Source organism: Bradyrhizobium sp. 1 (assembly GCF_023073315.1).
Taxonomy (GTDB): Bacteria; Pseudomonadota; Alphaproteobacteria; order Rhizobiales; family Xanthobacteraceae; genus Bradyrhizobium.
This window is the reverse complement of sequence record NZ_JADPJH010000022.1, coordinates 457,826-472,167: the sequence shown is the minus strand read 5'-3', so window position 1 is coordinate 472,167 and position 14,342 is coordinate 457,826. Positions and strand designations below refer to the sequence as shown.

16 protein-coding genes are annotated in these 14,342 nt (G+C 64.8%); 5 read left to right on the top strand and 11 right to left on the bottom strand.

Translation table 11 applies throughout. The annotated features are described in order from the left end of the window. Positions 1–49: 49 nt before the first annotated feature. The 7 genes from IVB29_RS18920 to IVB29_RS18890 form a co-directional block, all read right to left on the bottom strand. On the bottom strand, positions 50–880 hold the full coding sequence (locus IVB29_RS18920; RefSeq protein ID WP_247504878.1) for an ABC transporter permease: 831 nt from the start codon (positions 878–880) through the stop codon (positions 50–52). Then, positions 877–2,139 carry an ABC transporter permease gene (locus IVB29_RS18915; protein WP_247504877.1) on the bottom strand — a complete coding sequence of 421 codons (1,263 nt, stop codon included), beginning with the start codon at positions 2,137–2,139 and terminating at the stop codon, positions 877–879. The genes IVB29_RS18920 and IVB29_RS18915 overlap by 4 nt, the downstream gene beginning before the upstream one ends. 203 nt (positions 2,140–2,342) lie before the next feature. After that, entirely contained in the window at positions 2,343–3,401 is a 1,059-nt protein-coding gene (locus tag IVB29_RS18910; RefSeq protein ID WP_247505141.1) for an ABC transporter substrate-binding protein, read from the bottom strand. Between the two features lie 48 nt (positions 3,402–3,449). Next, on the bottom strand, positions 3,450–4,559 hold the full coding sequence (locus IVB29_RS18905; protein WP_247504876.1) for an ABC transporter ATP-binding protein: 1,110 nt from the start codon (positions 4,557–4,559) through the stop codon (positions 3,450–3,452). 128 nt (positions 4,560–4,687) lie between these two features. Continuing rightward, a complete protein-coding gene (locus IVB29_RS18900; protein ID WP_247504875.1) occupies positions 4,688–6,256 on the bottom strand; it encodes a DUF4403 family protein in 1,569 nt (522 codons plus the stop codon). A 139-nt stretch (positions 6,257–6,395) separates the two neighbouring features. Further along, positions 6,396–7,034, bottom strand: coding sequence for a PQQ-binding-like beta-propeller repeat protein (locus IVB29_RS18895; RefSeq protein ID WP_247504874.1), 639 nt, complete (start codon positions 7,032–7,034; stop codon positions 6,396–6,398). A 27-nt stretch (positions 7,035–7,061) separates the two neighbouring features. Continuing rightward, complete coding sequence (locus tag IVB29_RS18890; RefSeq protein ID WP_247504873.1) at positions 7,062–8,282, bottom strand: helix-turn-helix domain-containing protein; 1,221 nt, start codon at positions 8,280–8,282, stop codon at positions 7,062–7,064. A gap of 102 nt (positions 8,283–8,384) precedes the next feature. Between IVB29_RS18890 and IVB29_RS18885 the strand changes: the two genes are divergently transcribed. Then, on the top strand, positions 8,385–9,170 hold the full coding sequence (locus IVB29_RS18885) for a thioredoxin family protein (RefSeq protein WP_247504872.1): 786 nt from the start codon (positions 8,385–8,387) through the stop codon (positions 9,168–9,170). Continuing rightward, positions 9,163–9,507, top strand: a complete 345-nt coding sequence (locus IVB29_RS18880; protein ID WP_247504871.1) for a hypothetical protein — start codon at positions 9,163–9,165, stop codon at positions 9,505–9,507. Before IVB29_RS18885 ends, IVB29_RS18880 begins: the two co-directional genes overlap by 8 nt. On the opposite strand, the gene IVB29_RS18875 is transcribed toward IVB29_RS18880, so the two are convergent. Both IVB29_RS18875 and IVB29_RS18870 read right to left on the bottom strand, forming a co-directional pair. Then, entirely contained in the window at positions 9,456–9,956 is a 501-nt protein-coding gene (locus IVB29_RS18875) for a GNAT family N-acetyltransferase (protein ID WP_247504870.1), read from the bottom strand. The two genes, IVB29_RS18880 and IVB29_RS18875, sit on opposite strands and share 52 nt — an antisense overlap. Positions 9,957–9,958: 2 nt before the next feature. Further along, positions 9,959–10,438: an Lrp/AsnC family transcriptional regulator gene (locus IVB29_RS18870; protein WP_247504869.1), complete on the bottom strand. Its 480-nt coding sequence runs from the start codon at positions 10,436–10,438 to the stop codon at positions 9,959–9,961. 161 nt (positions 10,439–10,599) lie between these two features. On the opposite strand from IVB29_RS18870, the gene IVB29_RS18865 reads away from it, so the two are divergent. Continuing rightward, positions 10,600–10,965: a nuclear transport factor 2 family protein gene (locus tag IVB29_RS18865; RefSeq protein WP_256466899.1), complete on the top strand. Its 366-nt coding sequence runs from the start codon at positions 10,600–10,602 to the stop codon at positions 10,963–10,965. Between the two features lie 13 nt (positions 10,966–10,978). Here the strand turns inward: IVB29_RS18865 and IVB29_RS18860 are convergent, their stop codons facing one another. Both IVB29_RS18860 and IVB29_RS18855 read right to left on the bottom strand, forming a co-directional pair. Continuing rightward, positions 10,979–11,398 carry a c-type cytochrome gene (locus IVB29_RS18860; protein WP_247504867.1) on the bottom strand — a complete coding sequence of 140 codons (420 nt, stop codon included), beginning with the start codon at positions 11,396–11,398 and terminating at the stop codon, positions 10,979–10,981. 95 nt (positions 11,399–11,493) lie between these two features. After that, complete coding sequence (locus IVB29_RS18855) at positions 11,494–12,201, bottom strand: L,D-transpeptidase (RefSeq protein WP_247504866.1); 708 nt, start codon at positions 12,199–12,201, stop codon at positions 11,494–11,496. Positions 12,202–12,476: 275 nt separating this feature from the next. Between IVB29_RS18855 and IVB29_RS18850 the strand changes: the two genes are divergently transcribed. Both IVB29_RS18850 and IVB29_RS18845 read left to right on the top strand, forming a co-directional pair. Beyond that, complete coding sequence (locus IVB29_RS18850; RefSeq protein ID WP_247504865.1) at positions 12,477–13,529, top strand: glycosyltransferase family 1 protein; 1,053 nt, start codon at positions 12,477–12,479, stop codon at positions 13,527–13,529. A gap of 35 nt (positions 13,530–13,564) precedes the next feature. Then, a complete protein-coding gene (locus tag IVB29_RS18845; RefSeq protein ID WP_247504864.1) occupies positions 13,565–14,254 on the top strand; it encodes a methyltransferase domain-containing protein in 690 nt (229 codons plus the stop codon). Positions 14,255–14,342: the final 88 nt, after the last annotated feature.

Here is a 14,342-nt window from a genome sequence, read left to right as displayed (position 1 = left end):
CCCCGACCCTCTCCCCGCAAGCGGGGACAGGGAGAAGTTGCACCGCCGCTCAGGCGCCGCTGCCCTTGAGCCGTTCGTTGCGCCGGCGCAAGCCTTCCAGGGTCGCGAGCAGGATGACCGAGACCGTCGTCAGGATCACGGCCGCTGCCGTGATGGTCGGGCTGATGTTCTCGCGGATGCCGCTGAACATTTCGCGCGGCAGGGTACGCTGCTCGGGACCTGCCATGAACAACACGATGACCACCTCGTCGAAGCTCGTGGCGAAGGCAAACAGCGCACCCGATGCGAGGCCCGGGAGGATCAGCGGCAGGATCACGCGGCGGAACGCATAAAGCGACGAGGCGCCGAGCGAGGCGGCGGCGCGTGCGAGGTTGGTGTCGAAGCTTTGCAGCGTCGCACCGACTGTGATCACCACAAAGGGCGTCGCCAGCGCAGTGTGGGCCAGGATCAAGCCGAGATAGCTGCCGGTCAGTCCGATCGGTGCGAAGAAGAAGTACAGACCGACGGCGGTGATGACGCCGGGCACAACGACCGGCGACAGCACGAAAGCCAGCACGAGCGGTTTGAACCGGCTCTTCCATTGCGCCAGCCCCAGCGCGGCCAGCGTGCCGAGAATCATCGACAGCAGCGTCGAGGCGACGCCGATGATCATGCTGTTCTTCAGCGAATTCATCCAGCGCGGCGAATTGATGAAGTCGTCGTACCAGCGCAAGGAGAGGCCCGGCAGCGGATAGGTGAGGTACGAGCCCGAGCTGAAGGACAGCGGCATGATCGCAAGGATTGGTGTGATCAGGAAGATGAACACCAGCGTGGAGACGACGATGGTCGCGCTCCACGCGATGCGCTGGCTGGGCGTGCGGAGGGAGGAATTGTCGCTCAATTCTTCATCCCTCCCGTGACCTGCTGTCCCTGCACCAGCTTGCCGTAAACGAGAGCGAGCAGAACGGTGGCCAGCAGCAGCACCGCCCCCAACGCCGAAGCAAGGCCCCAATTGGCCGTCTCGGTCGTGTAGAGCGCGATGAAGTAGCTGATCATCTGATCGGCGGCGCCCCCGACGAGGGCCGGCGTGATGTAGTAGCCGAGCGCCAGGATGAAGACGAGCAGGCTTCCCGCGCCGATGCCGGGCAGGGTTTGAGGAAGATAGATGCGCAGGAAGGCGGTGAGTGGAGGCGCACCGAGCGATGCGGCGGCACGCATGTAAGCGGGCGAGATCGCCTTCATGCTGCTGTACAGCGGCAGGATCATGAACGGCAGGAGAACGTGGGTCATGGCCACGCAGACACCGAAGCGGTTGTAGATCAGACGCAATGGCTCGTCGATGATGCCAAGCCAGTGCAGGCTGTCGTTGACGACGCCTTTGCTCTGCAACAGCACGATCCAGGCGCAGGTGCGGACCAGAAGCGACGTCCAGAACGGCAGCAGCACGAAGATCATCAGCAGGTTCGACCGGCCCGGCGGCAGCGTCGCCAGCAGGTAGGCGACGGGGAAGCCAAGCATCAGGCACAGCGCCGTGACGCTAAGGCTGATGAGGAAGGTGCGGGCGAAGACCTCGCGGTAGATGGCTTGATCCGGCGCGGTTGCCACGATCGCGCCGTCCACGTTGCGCGTCAGATCGAGCGCCGCGAGCAGGTAGAAACCGGTCACCGGGCCACTGGCGTCCTTGATCGTCGTCCAGGTGGTGCGCTCGCGCCAGGCCGGGTTGATCTTGACCAGCGCCTCCTTCGCCGTGCCAGGCTCCGGCGCTGCCTTCAGATTGCGTGCCGTGCTAGTCAGGATCGTGCGAAATCCGTTCAGGGCGTAATTGAGCCGCTTGGCCGCGATGGCGATGGTGCCGGAGGCGCGCGCCGCCAGGATGTCGCTTGCCAGCGCCGCATAGGCCTTTTCGTCCGGCAGGTCCTTGCTGTCCCAACTGGCGAGAGCAGCGACGGCTTGCGGCAGAATCTGACGCACCTCGTGGTCATCGACCGCGCGCCACAGCATGCCGGCGATCGGGCCCGCGAAGGTGAAGAGCAGAAACAGCAGAAGCGGCAGCACCAGCGCCAATGCCTTGGCCTGGCGTCTCCGCTCCGCACGTCTCAATCGGCGCTTGAGCGGCACCTCGGTCTTGGCATCGGCACCGGTAAGGAGCGCGGCTGTCATCGATTGAGCCTTTTGGAGCGGCGTGAGCGCGCGCCTCGTCCTTCGAGACCACCGCTTCGCGGTCTCCTCAGGATGAGGCTCCTCGACATCGAGGCCTGTGGAGTCGCGACCACAGACTCAGACCTCATCCCGAGGGCCCGCCGTAGGCGGGCGTCTCGAAGGATGCGCCGCGGGCGAGCTATCCGCCACGTTGTTGTCGCGCGCTATTTCGCGGCCCATTTGTTGAAGCGCTCGGTCAGGCGGTCGATGTTCTCGAGCCAGAAAGCAACGTTAACCTCGACCGCGTTCTTGATGTTGTCGGGCGCGGTCGGCAGGTCCTTCAGAACGGCTGGCTGGATCAGACCGGCCGCGTCCTTGTTCGAGGTGCCATAGGCAATGTTCTCCGACAGTTTTGACTGGTTCTCCGCCTTGCCCGCGAAGTCCAGGAATTTGTAGGCGGCGTCCTTGTTCGGGCTGCCCTTCAGGATGACCCAGCTGTCCAGGGTGAAGAGCGCTCCGTCCCACACCATGCCAAAGTTCTTCTTCTCGTTCTTGTTCGCGGTGTCGATGCGGCCATTGTAGACCGAGGTCATCGCCACTTCGCCGGAGGCGAGCAATTGCGGCGGCTGGGCGCCGGACTTCCACCAGACGATGTCGCCCTTGATGGTGTCCAGTTTCTTGAACGCGCGCTCGATGCCCTCGTCGGTCGCCAGCACCTTGTAGACGTCCTTCGGTGCGACGCCGTCGGCCATCAGCGCGATCTCGAGCGTGGTCTTCGGGCCCTGGCGCAGGCCGCGCTTGCCCGGAATCTTCCTGGTGTCGAAGAAGTCGGCCCAGCCTTTAGGCGCCTCCTTCAGCTTGTCCTTGTCGTAGCCGAGAACGAAATCGTAGAGGATGGCGCCGACGCCGCAGGGATTGACCGACGGCGGGATGTAGGCGGCCTCGCCGCCGATCTTGGAATAATCCAGCTTCTCGAACAGGCCTTCCTCGCAGCCGACCGCGAGCTCGTCGCTCTCGACCTGGACGACGTCCCAGGTGGCGGCGCCACCCTGCACCTTGGCGCGCAACACGCCGACGCCGCCGTCCCAGGACTCGTCGTTCATGGGAACGCCGGCTGCCTTCTTGAACGGCTCGAAATAGACCTTCTTCTGGGCGTCCTGATAGGCGCCGCCCCACGACACGACGGTGAGATCACGCGCCTGCGCGACCGTTGCGAGCGCAGTGCCGGCGCCCAACGCCACGGCGAAACCCAGAGCAATCTTGCCAATCTTGCGCTTCAGCATGGTCATCGTTCCTTCTTCATGTGCGTTGCGTTGATGTTGATCGCTGCATCAGACGGGATTGAGGGCGAGGCAATCTTCGGGGCGGAAGGTGATGAAGACACCTTCGCCATGCCGCAGGCTGTCATGCGTCCCCGGCTGAAGCTTGACCATGAACTTCCCGTTGCCGGCGACATCGAGCACGGCCAGCGCGTGGTCGCCGAGATAGATTGTGTTCTGCACCTTGGCCGGCAGTCGGTTGGGTCCGTCGCCGGCACCGCCATCCGGGATAATGGCGATCCGCTCCGGCCGCACCGACAGCGAGGTCGATGCGCCCACACCTGATACATTGACCGCCCGTGCGGTCACGGCGCCGCCACCAGCCAGCGCGACGCGGCAATATTCTTTTTCGACCGTCTCGACGGTGCCGGCCAGCACATTGTTCTCGCCGATGAAATGGGCGACGAAGCTGTTGACCGGATGCTCATACAGCGCGTCGGGCCTGTCGATCTGCTGCACGATGCCGTCGTTGAACACGGCGATACGGTCCGACATGGTGAGCGCTTCACTCTGATCGTGGGTGACGTAGACGACGGTAATGCCCATCGTCTCGTGCAACTGCTTGATCTCCAGCTGCATCTGCTCCCGCAGGCGCTTGTCGAGGGCGCCCAGGGGCTCGTCCATCAGCACGAGTTGCGGATTGAAAACCAGCGCGCGGGCCAGCGCCACGCGCTGCTGCTGACCGCCGGAGAGCTGCCCGGGGCGCCGGTGCGCCAGGGCTTCCATCTTGATCATGCGCAACGCCGCGCTGACGCGCTCCTGCGCCTCGGCCTTGCTCGTGTTGCGAACGGAGAGCGGGAAGGCGATATTCTCGGCGATCGTCAAATGCGGGAACAGGGCATAGTTCTGGAACACCATGCCGATGTCGCGCTTGTGCGGCGGCACGTTCTTGATCGGCCGTTCCGCGAGGTAGATCTCGCCCTGGGTCGGAACCTCGAAGCCGGCCAGCATCATCAGCGTGGTCGTCTTGCCCGATCCCGACGGGCCGAGCAGGGTGATGAACTCGCCCTTCCTGATGTCGAGATCGAGGTTCTTCACCACGAGGTGCTCGCCATCATAGGTCTTCTGAATGCCGGAAAAGCGCACCAGTGCCGGCGCAGGCTTGACCATGCCGGCTTCCATATCGTCCTCGCGTCATCAGCACCGATGCTGTCGCCACCTCGTCCGAGGTCGCGAAAAACAGCTTAGCATCCTGCGACGAGAATGCCAGCGGCGCAAGCGACGCGCGCGGGGCGGTGAGTGAAGGCGCGCTATATCCCCGACAGCTTCGTCACGGCCACATTCACAGAGCCGCCGGCTTCCGCGACGATGCGCAGTGTCTTGGAATCGAAGGCGATGTCGGCCAGCGTCAGGCTGTCGATCTTGGCATCGACCTTGACGCCGTCCTCGCTCTTCTGGAAGTCGGCAATCACGGCGGCAACCTTCTCGCGGGCGTTGGCGGCGATGGGCTTTAGATCGATTGTTGCTTTCTGCACCAGCGCCTGCTGCATCTGCGGCACCACCGCGCGCGCCGCTGCGCCCAGCAGGCCGAAGGCTGCTTCAGACTCGACCGCGAGCTGGATGTCGGCGAGCCGCAGCGTCTGCTGCGCCTGATCGAGCATCGGCCGGCCCCAGATGTGCACGGTCGCCTCCGCACCGAGACCGAGCCAGCTCTTCTTTTCCTTGGCGCGCACCAACAGCGAGATCAGCAGCCGGTCGCCCGAGGGGATCACGTTGACGCTTTTCACGGTGACATCGACCGGACCGGAGCCGTCCTCGGGATAGGTATGGCCGACCATTTGCGCTGCGATCAGCTTGTTGATCTCGGTGAAGGGCACGTCGATGGGAACGCCGATGTTCACGCCGGTGCCGGTCGGCGGCACGATCGAGATTTTTTCGGGGAACGGGCAGTCCGGCTTGGTCGGCGTCGAGGTCACGCGCGTCTCGAGCTCGAGGCCGAGTTGTAGCGTCACGTTCTGCGCGTCGACGCGCGGCTGCGCCGCGATGGCGCGGATCGGCTTCATCTCGAGCCACAGCGGCGGCAGCGCGGCCGATGATCCCGAGCCTTGCAGTGCGATCGAGCGGCAGGCCTTGGCCCATTGCAGCTTCGCATTCTCGCGCAGCGAGGGGTCGTTGCGGATGCGCTCGGAGACGATGTTGATCTGCTCGCCGACATTCTTGTCGATCAGCGGCTTGACCTGCGCCGGCACGTTGACCTTGGCGCCGGCGACGTTGAGGTTGGTGTCGCCGAGATTGACCTGGGCGCCGAGATTGGGCTCGAGATGCCAGTTGGCCGCGAGTTTCGGGCGCGAGGTGACGATGACGTTGCCCTTGATCTCGGCGCTGGCATTCAGATTCTTGATGTTGACCGCGCCGATCCGTTTCGCCGCATCGCCGCCGAGCACGCTGCCGAGTGCTTCGCCGAGCGCGCCGGTGGCCTTGGACGACAGCGAGCCCGTCACGTTCAGCTTGCCATTGAGCGGCGTCGAGATCGTCAGCACATCCTTGTCGCCGGCCGCCGCCATCGGTCCGCGTACGGCGGACCAGCCGATGTCGGCGTCTTGCAGGATCTGCGAGATCGGGTTCTCGGCCTTGCCGGCGAAATTGCGCGGCGCGGCCTTCTCGGCCTGCTCGCGGATCGCGGATATCGCAATCGCGACCGGCGCGACCACGATCGAGGTCTTCGCGACCGGCGGCAGCGGCGGCAATTGCGCGACAGGCGGCGCGGAATTCGTCGCGCGCGGCGCCAGCCAGTCCATCGCCTTCAGGCTGACGAAAAACGACGCCGCGAGCACCACGACGGCAATCAGGACAGTCTTCAAATTCAACGTTAGACGCATCAATCCCCCAGGCCGCCCGGGCAAAAGTCTACAGGGCAGGCGAGAAGGGCGCTAGAGCGCACCGGTGGGGTGAAATTGGGGCGAATGTGTTAACGGGCTGGAATGCCGTTGCCGCACATTTGGGCTGTCATTGCGCAACCTAACCGCGCCGGGGACGGCGGACCGCTCTCACATTGCCGCGATCTCCACCTCCGCAGAAGAAGCGATCGCCGCCATCGGATTCCAGGCCCGAGACCATGGTCCCAGGGGGCAGGTCGAGCTGCTCCAGCACCTTGCCCGTCTCAGGATCGATCCGCCTGATGTCGCTATCCTCGCCTTCCCAGGTGCCGTGCCAGAGCTCGCCGTCGACCCACGTCACCCCGGTCACGAAGCGCTTGCTCTCGATCGTGCGCAGCACCGCCCCGGTCTCCGGATCGATCTGGTGGATCTTGCGCTCACGGTATTGTCCGACCCAGAGCGAGCCTTCCGCCCAGGCCAATCCGGAATCGCCACCACCGCCGGGCGCGGGAATAGTGGCGAGCACCTTGCCGGTCGCGGCGTCGATCTTCTGGATGCGGTCCTCGGCGATCTGGAACAGGTGGCGGCCGTCAAACGCCGTTCCCGCATGGGCGGCGACGTCGATCGAGTGGGCGACCTTGCCGCTATCAGGATCGACGGCATTCAATCTGTCGCCGGACGCGAACCAGACATGGGCGCCATCATAGGTGACGCCATGCACGTTCTCGACGCCGGGAAAGGGCCCGTATTCCCTGACGATCTCGGCCGCTGAACGCTTCATGTCTTCATCCTTGTGAGGTGATGCATCCTACGTCTTCATGAGCGGTCCGGGGAGTAACAAGCCTGTCGGGAAACCCGGGACGGGCGGGGTCATCCACCGGCGCGCGCGGCCGTGACCGAACGACTGCACCTTGTTCGATCTTGCGAGCTCCTCGAGAGCCCGCTGGACCGTGCGCGGGCTGGTCCCGAGTGCAAGCGCGAGCGCCGAGCTCGACCACGGCTCGCCGTCGGAGAGGAAGGCCAGGACGGAGGCGTGCTTCTCCTCGACTGGTCGCGCCAGCACGAGGACGTCGCGCGTCTTCCTAGGCGACAGCACAAAACCCTGCCTGGTCGCGCTGATGTCGGCGAGCGGTTTGAGTTTCGTGCGCAGCCGCCCGATCTCGACGCGCAATCGCGCGCGGTGGGATTCATCGACGTGCCTGGCTTGAAATGCACCTGAGATCAACGCCTCTCGCGAGACATCCGCAGGCCAGGCCTGCGCCAGCAGACGGGCGAGGGCGAACAGCACCGGCCGTGTTCCGAGCGAGGCGACTACGCCTTGCCTGCGCACGACGTGATGGAAGGTGTCCACGACGAGCGCGGTCGAGGTCGCCAGTCTTTCGACCTCCCCGAGCAGCAACGGGTGTTCGCTGCCGCGCGCGATCAGGCGCGCGGCCGGCGTGTCGAGGATGAGCTTTGCGCTGTCGACCTCGGCCGCGAGCGCGGGAATGCCGGCCTGCCGCGCTGCTTTTGCCGCGAGGTCGAGCGCCGCGCGCGCATCTTTCGTTTTCAGCCGCCGGATGGCGATGCCGGCGACCACGAGCTCGCGGACGACTTGCGAGGCCGGCGGCAGCGGGGAGGTGCCGAGCTCGGTCAGCGTACGCTCGGCATCGTCGGGGCGTCCGACGAGGAGCAGGCGGCGCGCCTCGATATGGCCTGCATGCGCGGCGTTGGCGAGATCGCCGTGCCTTTCGAGCGTCGCACGCGCGGCCGCGAGCGTTTTCACCGGCCAGTTCAGGTCGCGCGAGACCAGCGCGATCTCGGCCTCGGCCACCACGCATCTTGCGCGCGCCACCGCCTCCCTCGGACCGAAGGCGCGCGCAGCGCTCCGCAGCAGCGCCTTGGCCTTCGCGAGATCGCCGAGCTGCGCCATCGCGATGCCGCGCAGCGCCAGCGAGGGGGCATCGTTGCGCAGTGCAACGCGGTTCAGCGCACCGAGCGGATCGCCGGCCTCTAACGCGCGCGCCGCGGCGGTGATCAGCGACTCCATGTCAATCCCGCCACACTTGTTACTCCCACCGCGCAACCGCTTGGTGCCAGAAATCGTTGACGGCCGACAAGGTGCGGTGAGCAAGAGGTTTGGAGAACGATAATGACATCAGCAGAAAAAGCAGGAACTAACGCCGCCATGCAAACACCGCCAGTGGTGTCGCCGCAGGACTGGGAGGCCGCCCGTCAGCAACTGCTCGTGAAGGAAAAGGCGCATACCCGCGCCCGCGATGCCCTCGCCGCCGAGCGCCGGCGGATGCCGTGGATGGCAGTGGACAAAACCTATGCGTTCGAGGGGCCCGGCGGCAAGGTCAGTCTGACTGATCTGTTCCAGGGCCGGCGGCAGCTGATCGTCTACCGCGCCTTCTTCGAGCCCGGCGTGTTCGGCTGGCCCGATCATGCCTGTCGCGGCTGCTCGATGGTGGCCGACCAGGTCGCCCATGTCTCCCACCTCAACGCCCGCGACACCACGCTGGTCTTTGCTTCGCGCGCGCCGCAGGCCGACATCATCAGGCTGAAGCAGCGGATGGGTTGGGAGATTCCGTGGGTCACCATCACCGACAGTTTCGATGCCGATTTCGGCGTGGACGAATGGCACGGGACGAACGTGTTCTACCAAGACGGCGGCCGTATCTTCCGCACCTACTTCATCAAGAGCCGCGGCGACGAGCAGATGGGCGGCACCTGGAACTACCTCGACATCACGCCGCTCGGCCGCCAGGAGGTCTGGGAGGACTCGCCAAAAGGCTATCCGCAGACGCCGACCTACAAATGGTGGAACTGGCACGACAGCTACACCGAAGGCGCCGCGCCCGACAAGAAATGGGTCGAGGTCACCGATGCCGGCGAGAAGGCTTTTCGCGAGGAGGCCGCGGAAGGACGTGACTAGTCCCGTCAGCGCAACTGCCGGCGCCAGCCGCGACGGCGTGGTGGCCGCGCGCCACCTCGCCAGGTGCCTGGCTTTAGCGGCGACGCCGACCTTCGCGATCATGGCCGTGTTGACGGCCATGATCGGCAGCGGTCCGGCGGACATGCTTTGCTCCGCCGGGCACGGGTCTCTGCTGGGCGGGATGGTGCCGATGTATCTGCTGATGAGCGCGTTTCACTCGGCGGCGTGGCTGAGGCTGATTTCGGAGCGGCGGAGGGGCGGTTGGCCATTAAGACGGTCGCCGCATCACCGCGCTTCGCTCTCGTCGAAGAACAAGGCCATCAGGATCTCGTCGTAGTAACGGCCGTTGGATTTCAGCGCCTTCACCCCGCGACCGTATTCGACAAATCCTGAGGCCGCGTAGAGCCGCAACGCGGCCTGGTTCTCGCTGACGACGACGAGCTGGAGCTGCTCGACCCGCTTTGCGGCATGCGCAGCGACCGCGTCGACGAGGAGCCGCCCCGTACCGGACTTCCGCGCTTGCGGCCGTACATACATGCCCCAGAGCACCCCCTTGTGCGCGGTCTTCGCGCCGTCCTCCCGGCGGAAGCCGGCGGTACCCACGAGATCGCCCCCGATGAACGCGCCGAAGACGTCCGATGTCGCGAGGCGTTCCTCGAACCAGGCGAGGGGCTTGTTCTGCTCTCGTTCGAGCGTGCTGGTAAAAGCTTCGGGATGGGTCGCGAGCGCTTCCAGCCTGATCGCACGATAGAGAGCCGCGTCGGTTGGTGTGAGCAGCTTGATCATGGCTATGCGAGATGCGCCAGCGGCAGGGGCGCGCCAGCTTTGAGCGTCTGGATCGCGATGCTGCTGCGAACCTCCCGCACAAGCGGCAGGTTGAGCAGCTTGTCGACGAGGAAGTGCTGATAGTCCTCGAGCTCTGGCACGACGATTTCGAGGAAATAGTCGACCTCGCCAGACACGAGATGGCAGGCAACCACCTCAGGCATGGCCACCACAGTCTTCTCGAACGCGAGCGCCTGGTCGTTGGCGTGGCCATTGATCTTGACGCCGAGAAAGGCCGAGAAGCCGAGACCGATGCGGCCCCGCCGCAACGAGGCGCGGTAGCCGTCGATATAGCCGTCTTGCTCCAGCCGCCGCACCCGTCGCAGGCAGGGCGATGGCGACAAACCGACCTTGTCCGCCAGTTCGATGTTGCTCACTCGTGCATTGGTCTGGAGTTCGGTGACGATGCGCCGGTCGATCGCATCCAGCTCGCATTTTGGCATGAACCGCATCCTGTTGGACCACGAAGGGCGCAATGTTGCGCCCGAGCCGTCCAGACTAGCCTAGTTCGCAAGGACATGCCTCGCCTTTCCGTGGGATGGCTTGCTCTGATCTTGCCTGGATGGAGTGAGCCACGACGGAAAGCCCTGATGTCGCGCCTCTACTGGACGCCGTCGAGCGTTACTTCACGCTGATGTACGACAACGATGTTTCGCAGTTCGACCGCGTCTTTGCGCCGACGGCGCAGCTCCACGGCTTTCGCGACGCCGAATTGCGGATATTGCCGGTTCGCGACTACAGGACGATGCTGGCGTCGAGCCCGTCGCCCAAATCGAAAAATGCGCCGCGCCTTCAGGAAATATTGCTGATCGATCTGGCGTCGCCCGTGCAAGCTCTGGTGAAGGTTCGCGTTCGGATCGATCTACTCCAATACGTCGACTATCTGGCGTATCACTGCATCAAGGATGCGTGGCTGATCACGGCGAAATCGTTCCAGGTCGAGCGGCGGTACGAGCCGGCGGGCACGTAGCGCCGCTGCGATCCTATTGCCCGCCCGCGGCCTGCAGATAAGCAACGATCTTCGTCGCCTCGTCGGCCGAGACACCGCCATAAGGCTGCATCTTGTTGCCCGACACGACCTCGTCCGGTTTGACCATGAAGCGCGCGAGCTTGTCCGGGTCCCAGACCAAGCCGGCATCTTTCATCGACGGCGAGTAGTTGTAGTTCGGCAACGAGCCGGCCTTGCGGCCGACGATCTTGTTGAGGTTGGGACCGAGGCGATTGTCGCCCTCTTTCACCGAGTGGCAGGTGCGGCAGGAATTGTTGAAGGCCTGCTGGGCTGTTTCGTCGTTCGCCGGTTGTTGCGCGAGCGAGGAGGGTGCGATGACGAGCAACGTCAATGCTCCGGTGCTGGCTATCGCGCGCAACCATGTGCTGGATGAAGTTAGCATCTGCGCCTCCATCGTGGATCGCGCCGCCGCGAGCGCGCGACGTCGAGGGCAAACGAAAACGGCCCCGGTGGGTTCCGGGGCCGTTTGCGTCACAATGTCCTGTCGGGTTACCGCGTCGCGGCGCCGAGGTCCGCGCGGCGCTCGCTCATCGGCATCACGATCACCTTGGTGCCGACGTTGACGCGGGAGTAGAGGTCGGAAACGTCGTCATTGGTCAGGCGAATGCAGCCGGAGGAGACGTGCTTGCCGATCGTGTCGGGCGCATTGGTGCCGTGGATGCGGTAGATGGTGCCGCCGAGATACATGGCGCGGGCGCCGAGGGGGTTGCCGGGACCACCGGCCATGTGGCGCGGCAGATAGGGCTGGCGGGCGATCATTTCCGGTGGCGGGGTCCAATCCGGCCACTCGGCCTTTTTGGTCACCGACTGGGTGCCGGACCAGGTGAAGCCGTCGCGGCCGACGCCGATGCCGTAACGGACGGCCTGGCCGCCTCCGAGCACGTAATAGAGATAGGTGTTGGGCGTATCGATGATGATGGTGCCCGGCGCTTCACGCGTCGCGTAAGAGACGGTCTGGCGGCGGAAGCGGGCCGGCATCTCAACCGCGTCCTGGTCCTCGGATGGCGCCACCTGGGAGGGCGCCGCCTGGTAGGGCTGGTACGGCTGCGGCGCAGCCATCGGCGGCAGCGGCTGGAAGAAGGGGAAAAGCTGCACCGGCGCGGCCTTGGCCGGGCCTGCGAACGCGATTGCGGTAACAGCCACTGCACCGAGAGCAACGGCGCGCGAATACGTTCTGAACGTGTCCAGCTTGAACATTGGTCGCCCCTGTTTGCTTTGGTGTTTCTTGGTCACCCCGGCACCGTTTCGGTGCTCCGTTGCGTAATTCACTAACGACAAAAAGTTTCGGGACGTTTGCGCGGAAAACCGAAAACGGTTTCGTCGCGGAAAGGATTGTTTCATGACAGTTTCGTGGCCGGGGGGACGCGTTAACGAACAAAACGGTGGGCCGACACTTCTGTGACGTCACACGCCTGAAATATCCGTGGTTGATGGTCCTAAGCCGAGAATCATCAAAATCTCGGGATTTCCCCATGCGGGTATTAATAGCGACTGACGCCTGGCATCCGCAGGTCAACGGTGTGGTCCGCACCCTGACCTCGCTGGCGAACGCGGCCAAGGCGCTCGACGTCGAGATCGACTTTCTGACGCCCGAGGGCTTTCCGTCCTGGCCGCTGCCGACCTATCCGGGCCTGCGCATCGCGCTGCCGAGCCGCAAGGAGATCGCGCGGCGGATCGAGAAAGCTGCGCCCGAAGCGCTGCACATCGCAACCGAAGGCCCGATCGGCTGGGGCGCGCGCGCCTATTGCCGCCGCAACCGGCTGGCCTTCACCACCTCCTACACGACGCGCTTCCCGGAGTACGTCTCGGTGCGAACCGGCATCCCTGATGCCGTCGGCTATGCCGTGCTGCGCCATTTCCACGATGCCGCCGCCATGACCATGGTGGCGACGCCCTCGCTGCGGCAGGAGCTCGCCGGGCGCGGCTTCAAGCGCCTCGGCTTCTGGGGGCGCGGCGTCAACACGGAACTGTTTCATCCCGATCATCCTGCCAAGCTCGACCTGCCGGGTCCGATCTTCATGACCATGGGCCGCGTCGCGGTGGAGAAGAATCTCGAAGCATTCCTCTCGCTCGACCTGCCCGGCACCAAGGTCGTCGTCGGTGACGGCCCGCAGAAAGCGCAGCTCGAGAAGAAATACCCCGACGTCATCTTCCTCGGCGAGAAGAAGGGCGCGGATCTGACGGCGCATCTCGCTGCCGCTGATGTGTTCGTCTTCCCGAGCCTCACCGACACGTTTGGCGTGGTGCAGCTCGAGGCGCTCGCTTGCGGCACGCCGGTTGCGGCGTTCCCGGTCACCGGCCCCAAGGACGTCATTGCCGATCACCCGATCGGCGCGATCGACCATGATCTGCGATCCGCGTGCCTGCGCGCACTCACCATGTCGCGCGAGACCTGCCGCAACTTCGCGCTGGAGCGCTCCTGGGAGAACAGCGCGCGCCAGTTCGTCGGAAACCTCACCTCACTTCAACCCAGCCGTGCCTTGCGCGCCTCGCCCGTCATGGCGCGGCGACCGGTGCGCGGCTGACCCTTACGTCTTGAACCACAGCGAGAACCTCATCGATGGCTAAGATCATGAACCTTGACGGCACCCAGCAGCTCGACCTCACCCGTGGCACGGTCGAGCAGGCCTATGATCGCTGGGCGCCGGTCTATGACCTCGTGTTCGGCGGCGTGTTCGCCAAGGGCCGCGCAGCGGCGATCGCAGCCACCAACAAGATCGGCGGCCGCGTGCTCGAGGTCGGCGTCGGCACCGGCATTTCGCTGCCGCTCTACGCTCCGCATCTGCGCATCTTCGGCACCGACATTTCGGAAGCGATGCTCGACAAGGCGCGCCAGCGCGTCACCGAGGGCAATCTGAAGAACGTCGAGGGCCTCGCGGTGATGGATGCCGAGAAGCTCGAATTCCCCGACAATTCCTTCGATGTCGTGATGGCGCAATATGTCGTCACCGCCGTGCCGAATCCGGAAGTGGCGCTGGACGAATTCGCCCGCGTGCTGCGCCCTGGCGGCGAGCTGATCATCCTCACCCGCGTCAGTGCCGATACCGGCATGCGCCGCTTCATCGAGCAGAAGCTCCAGCCGGTGGTGCGTCCGCTTGGCTTCCGCACCGCCGAGTTCGCCTGGTCGCGTTACGTCAAGTGGCTCTCTGGCGCGAAGGGCATCGAGCTCGCCGAGCGCCGTTTGATTCCGCCGCTTGGCCATTTCTCGCTGGTGCGCTTCCGCAAGGTCGACGTCGCCAAGGCGGCTTGAGTCAGGCTGTGAGAGCGGCGGTTCGATCCGCCGCTCACGCGTTCCCGTGCGTCATCGCGCCGCTGCATATCGTCATGTGACAAAATGA

Bases quoted from the DNA above. Each gene is read 5' to 3' on its own strand.
- IVB29_RS18860 (WP_247504867.1), bottom strand. From the start codon at position 11,398: ATGGAGGCGCAGATGCTAACTTCATCCAGCACATGGTTGCGCGCGATA.
- IVB29_RS18890 (WP_247504873.1), bottom strand. From the start codon at position 8,282: ATGGAGTCGCTGATCACCGCCGCGGCGCGCGCGTTAGAGGCCGGCGAT.
- IVB29_RS18845 (WP_247504864.1), top strand. From the start codon at position 13,565: ATGGCTAAGATCATGAACCTTGACGGCACCCAGCAGCTCGACCTCACC.
- IVB29_RS18900 (WP_247504875.1), bottom strand. From the start codon at position 6,256: ATGCGTCTAACGTTGAATTTGAAGACTGTCCTGATTGCCGTCGTGGTG.
- IVB29_RS18855 (WP_247504866.1), bottom strand. From the start codon at position 12,201: ATGTTCAAGCTGGACACGTTCAGAACGTATTCGCGCGCCGTTGCTCTC.
- IVB29_RS18885 (WP_247504872.1), top strand. From the start codon at position 8,385: ATGACATCAGCAGAAAAAGCAGGAACTAACGCCGCCATGCAAACACCG.
- IVB29_RS18850 (WP_247504865.1), top strand. From the start codon at position 12,477: ATGCGGGTATTAATAGCGACTGACGCCTGGCATCCGCAGGTCAACGGT.
- IVB29_RS18915 (WP_247504877.1), bottom strand. From the start codon at position 2,139: ATGACAGCCGCGCTCCTTACCGGTGCCGATGCCAAGACCGAGGTGCCG.
- IVB29_RS18895 (WP_247504874.1), bottom strand. From the start codon at position 7,034: ATGAAGCGTTCAGCGGCCGAGATCGTCAGGGAATACGGGCCCTTTCCC.
- IVB29_RS18910 (WP_247505141.1), bottom strand. From the start codon at position 3,401: ATGCTGAAGCGCAAGATTGGCAAGATTGCTCTGGGTTTCGCCGTGGCG.
- IVB29_RS18870 (WP_247504869.1), bottom strand. From the start codon at position 10,438: ATGCCAAAATGCGAGCTGGATGCGATCGACCGGCGCATCGTCACCGAA.
- IVB29_RS18875 (WP_247504870.1), bottom strand. From the start codon at position 9,956: ATGATCAAGCTGCTCACACCAACCGACGCGGCTCTCTATCGTGCGATC.
- IVB29_RS18905 (WP_247504876.1), bottom strand. From the start codon at position 4,559: ATGGAAGCCGGCATGGTCAAGCCTGCGCCGGCACTGGTGCGCTTTTCC.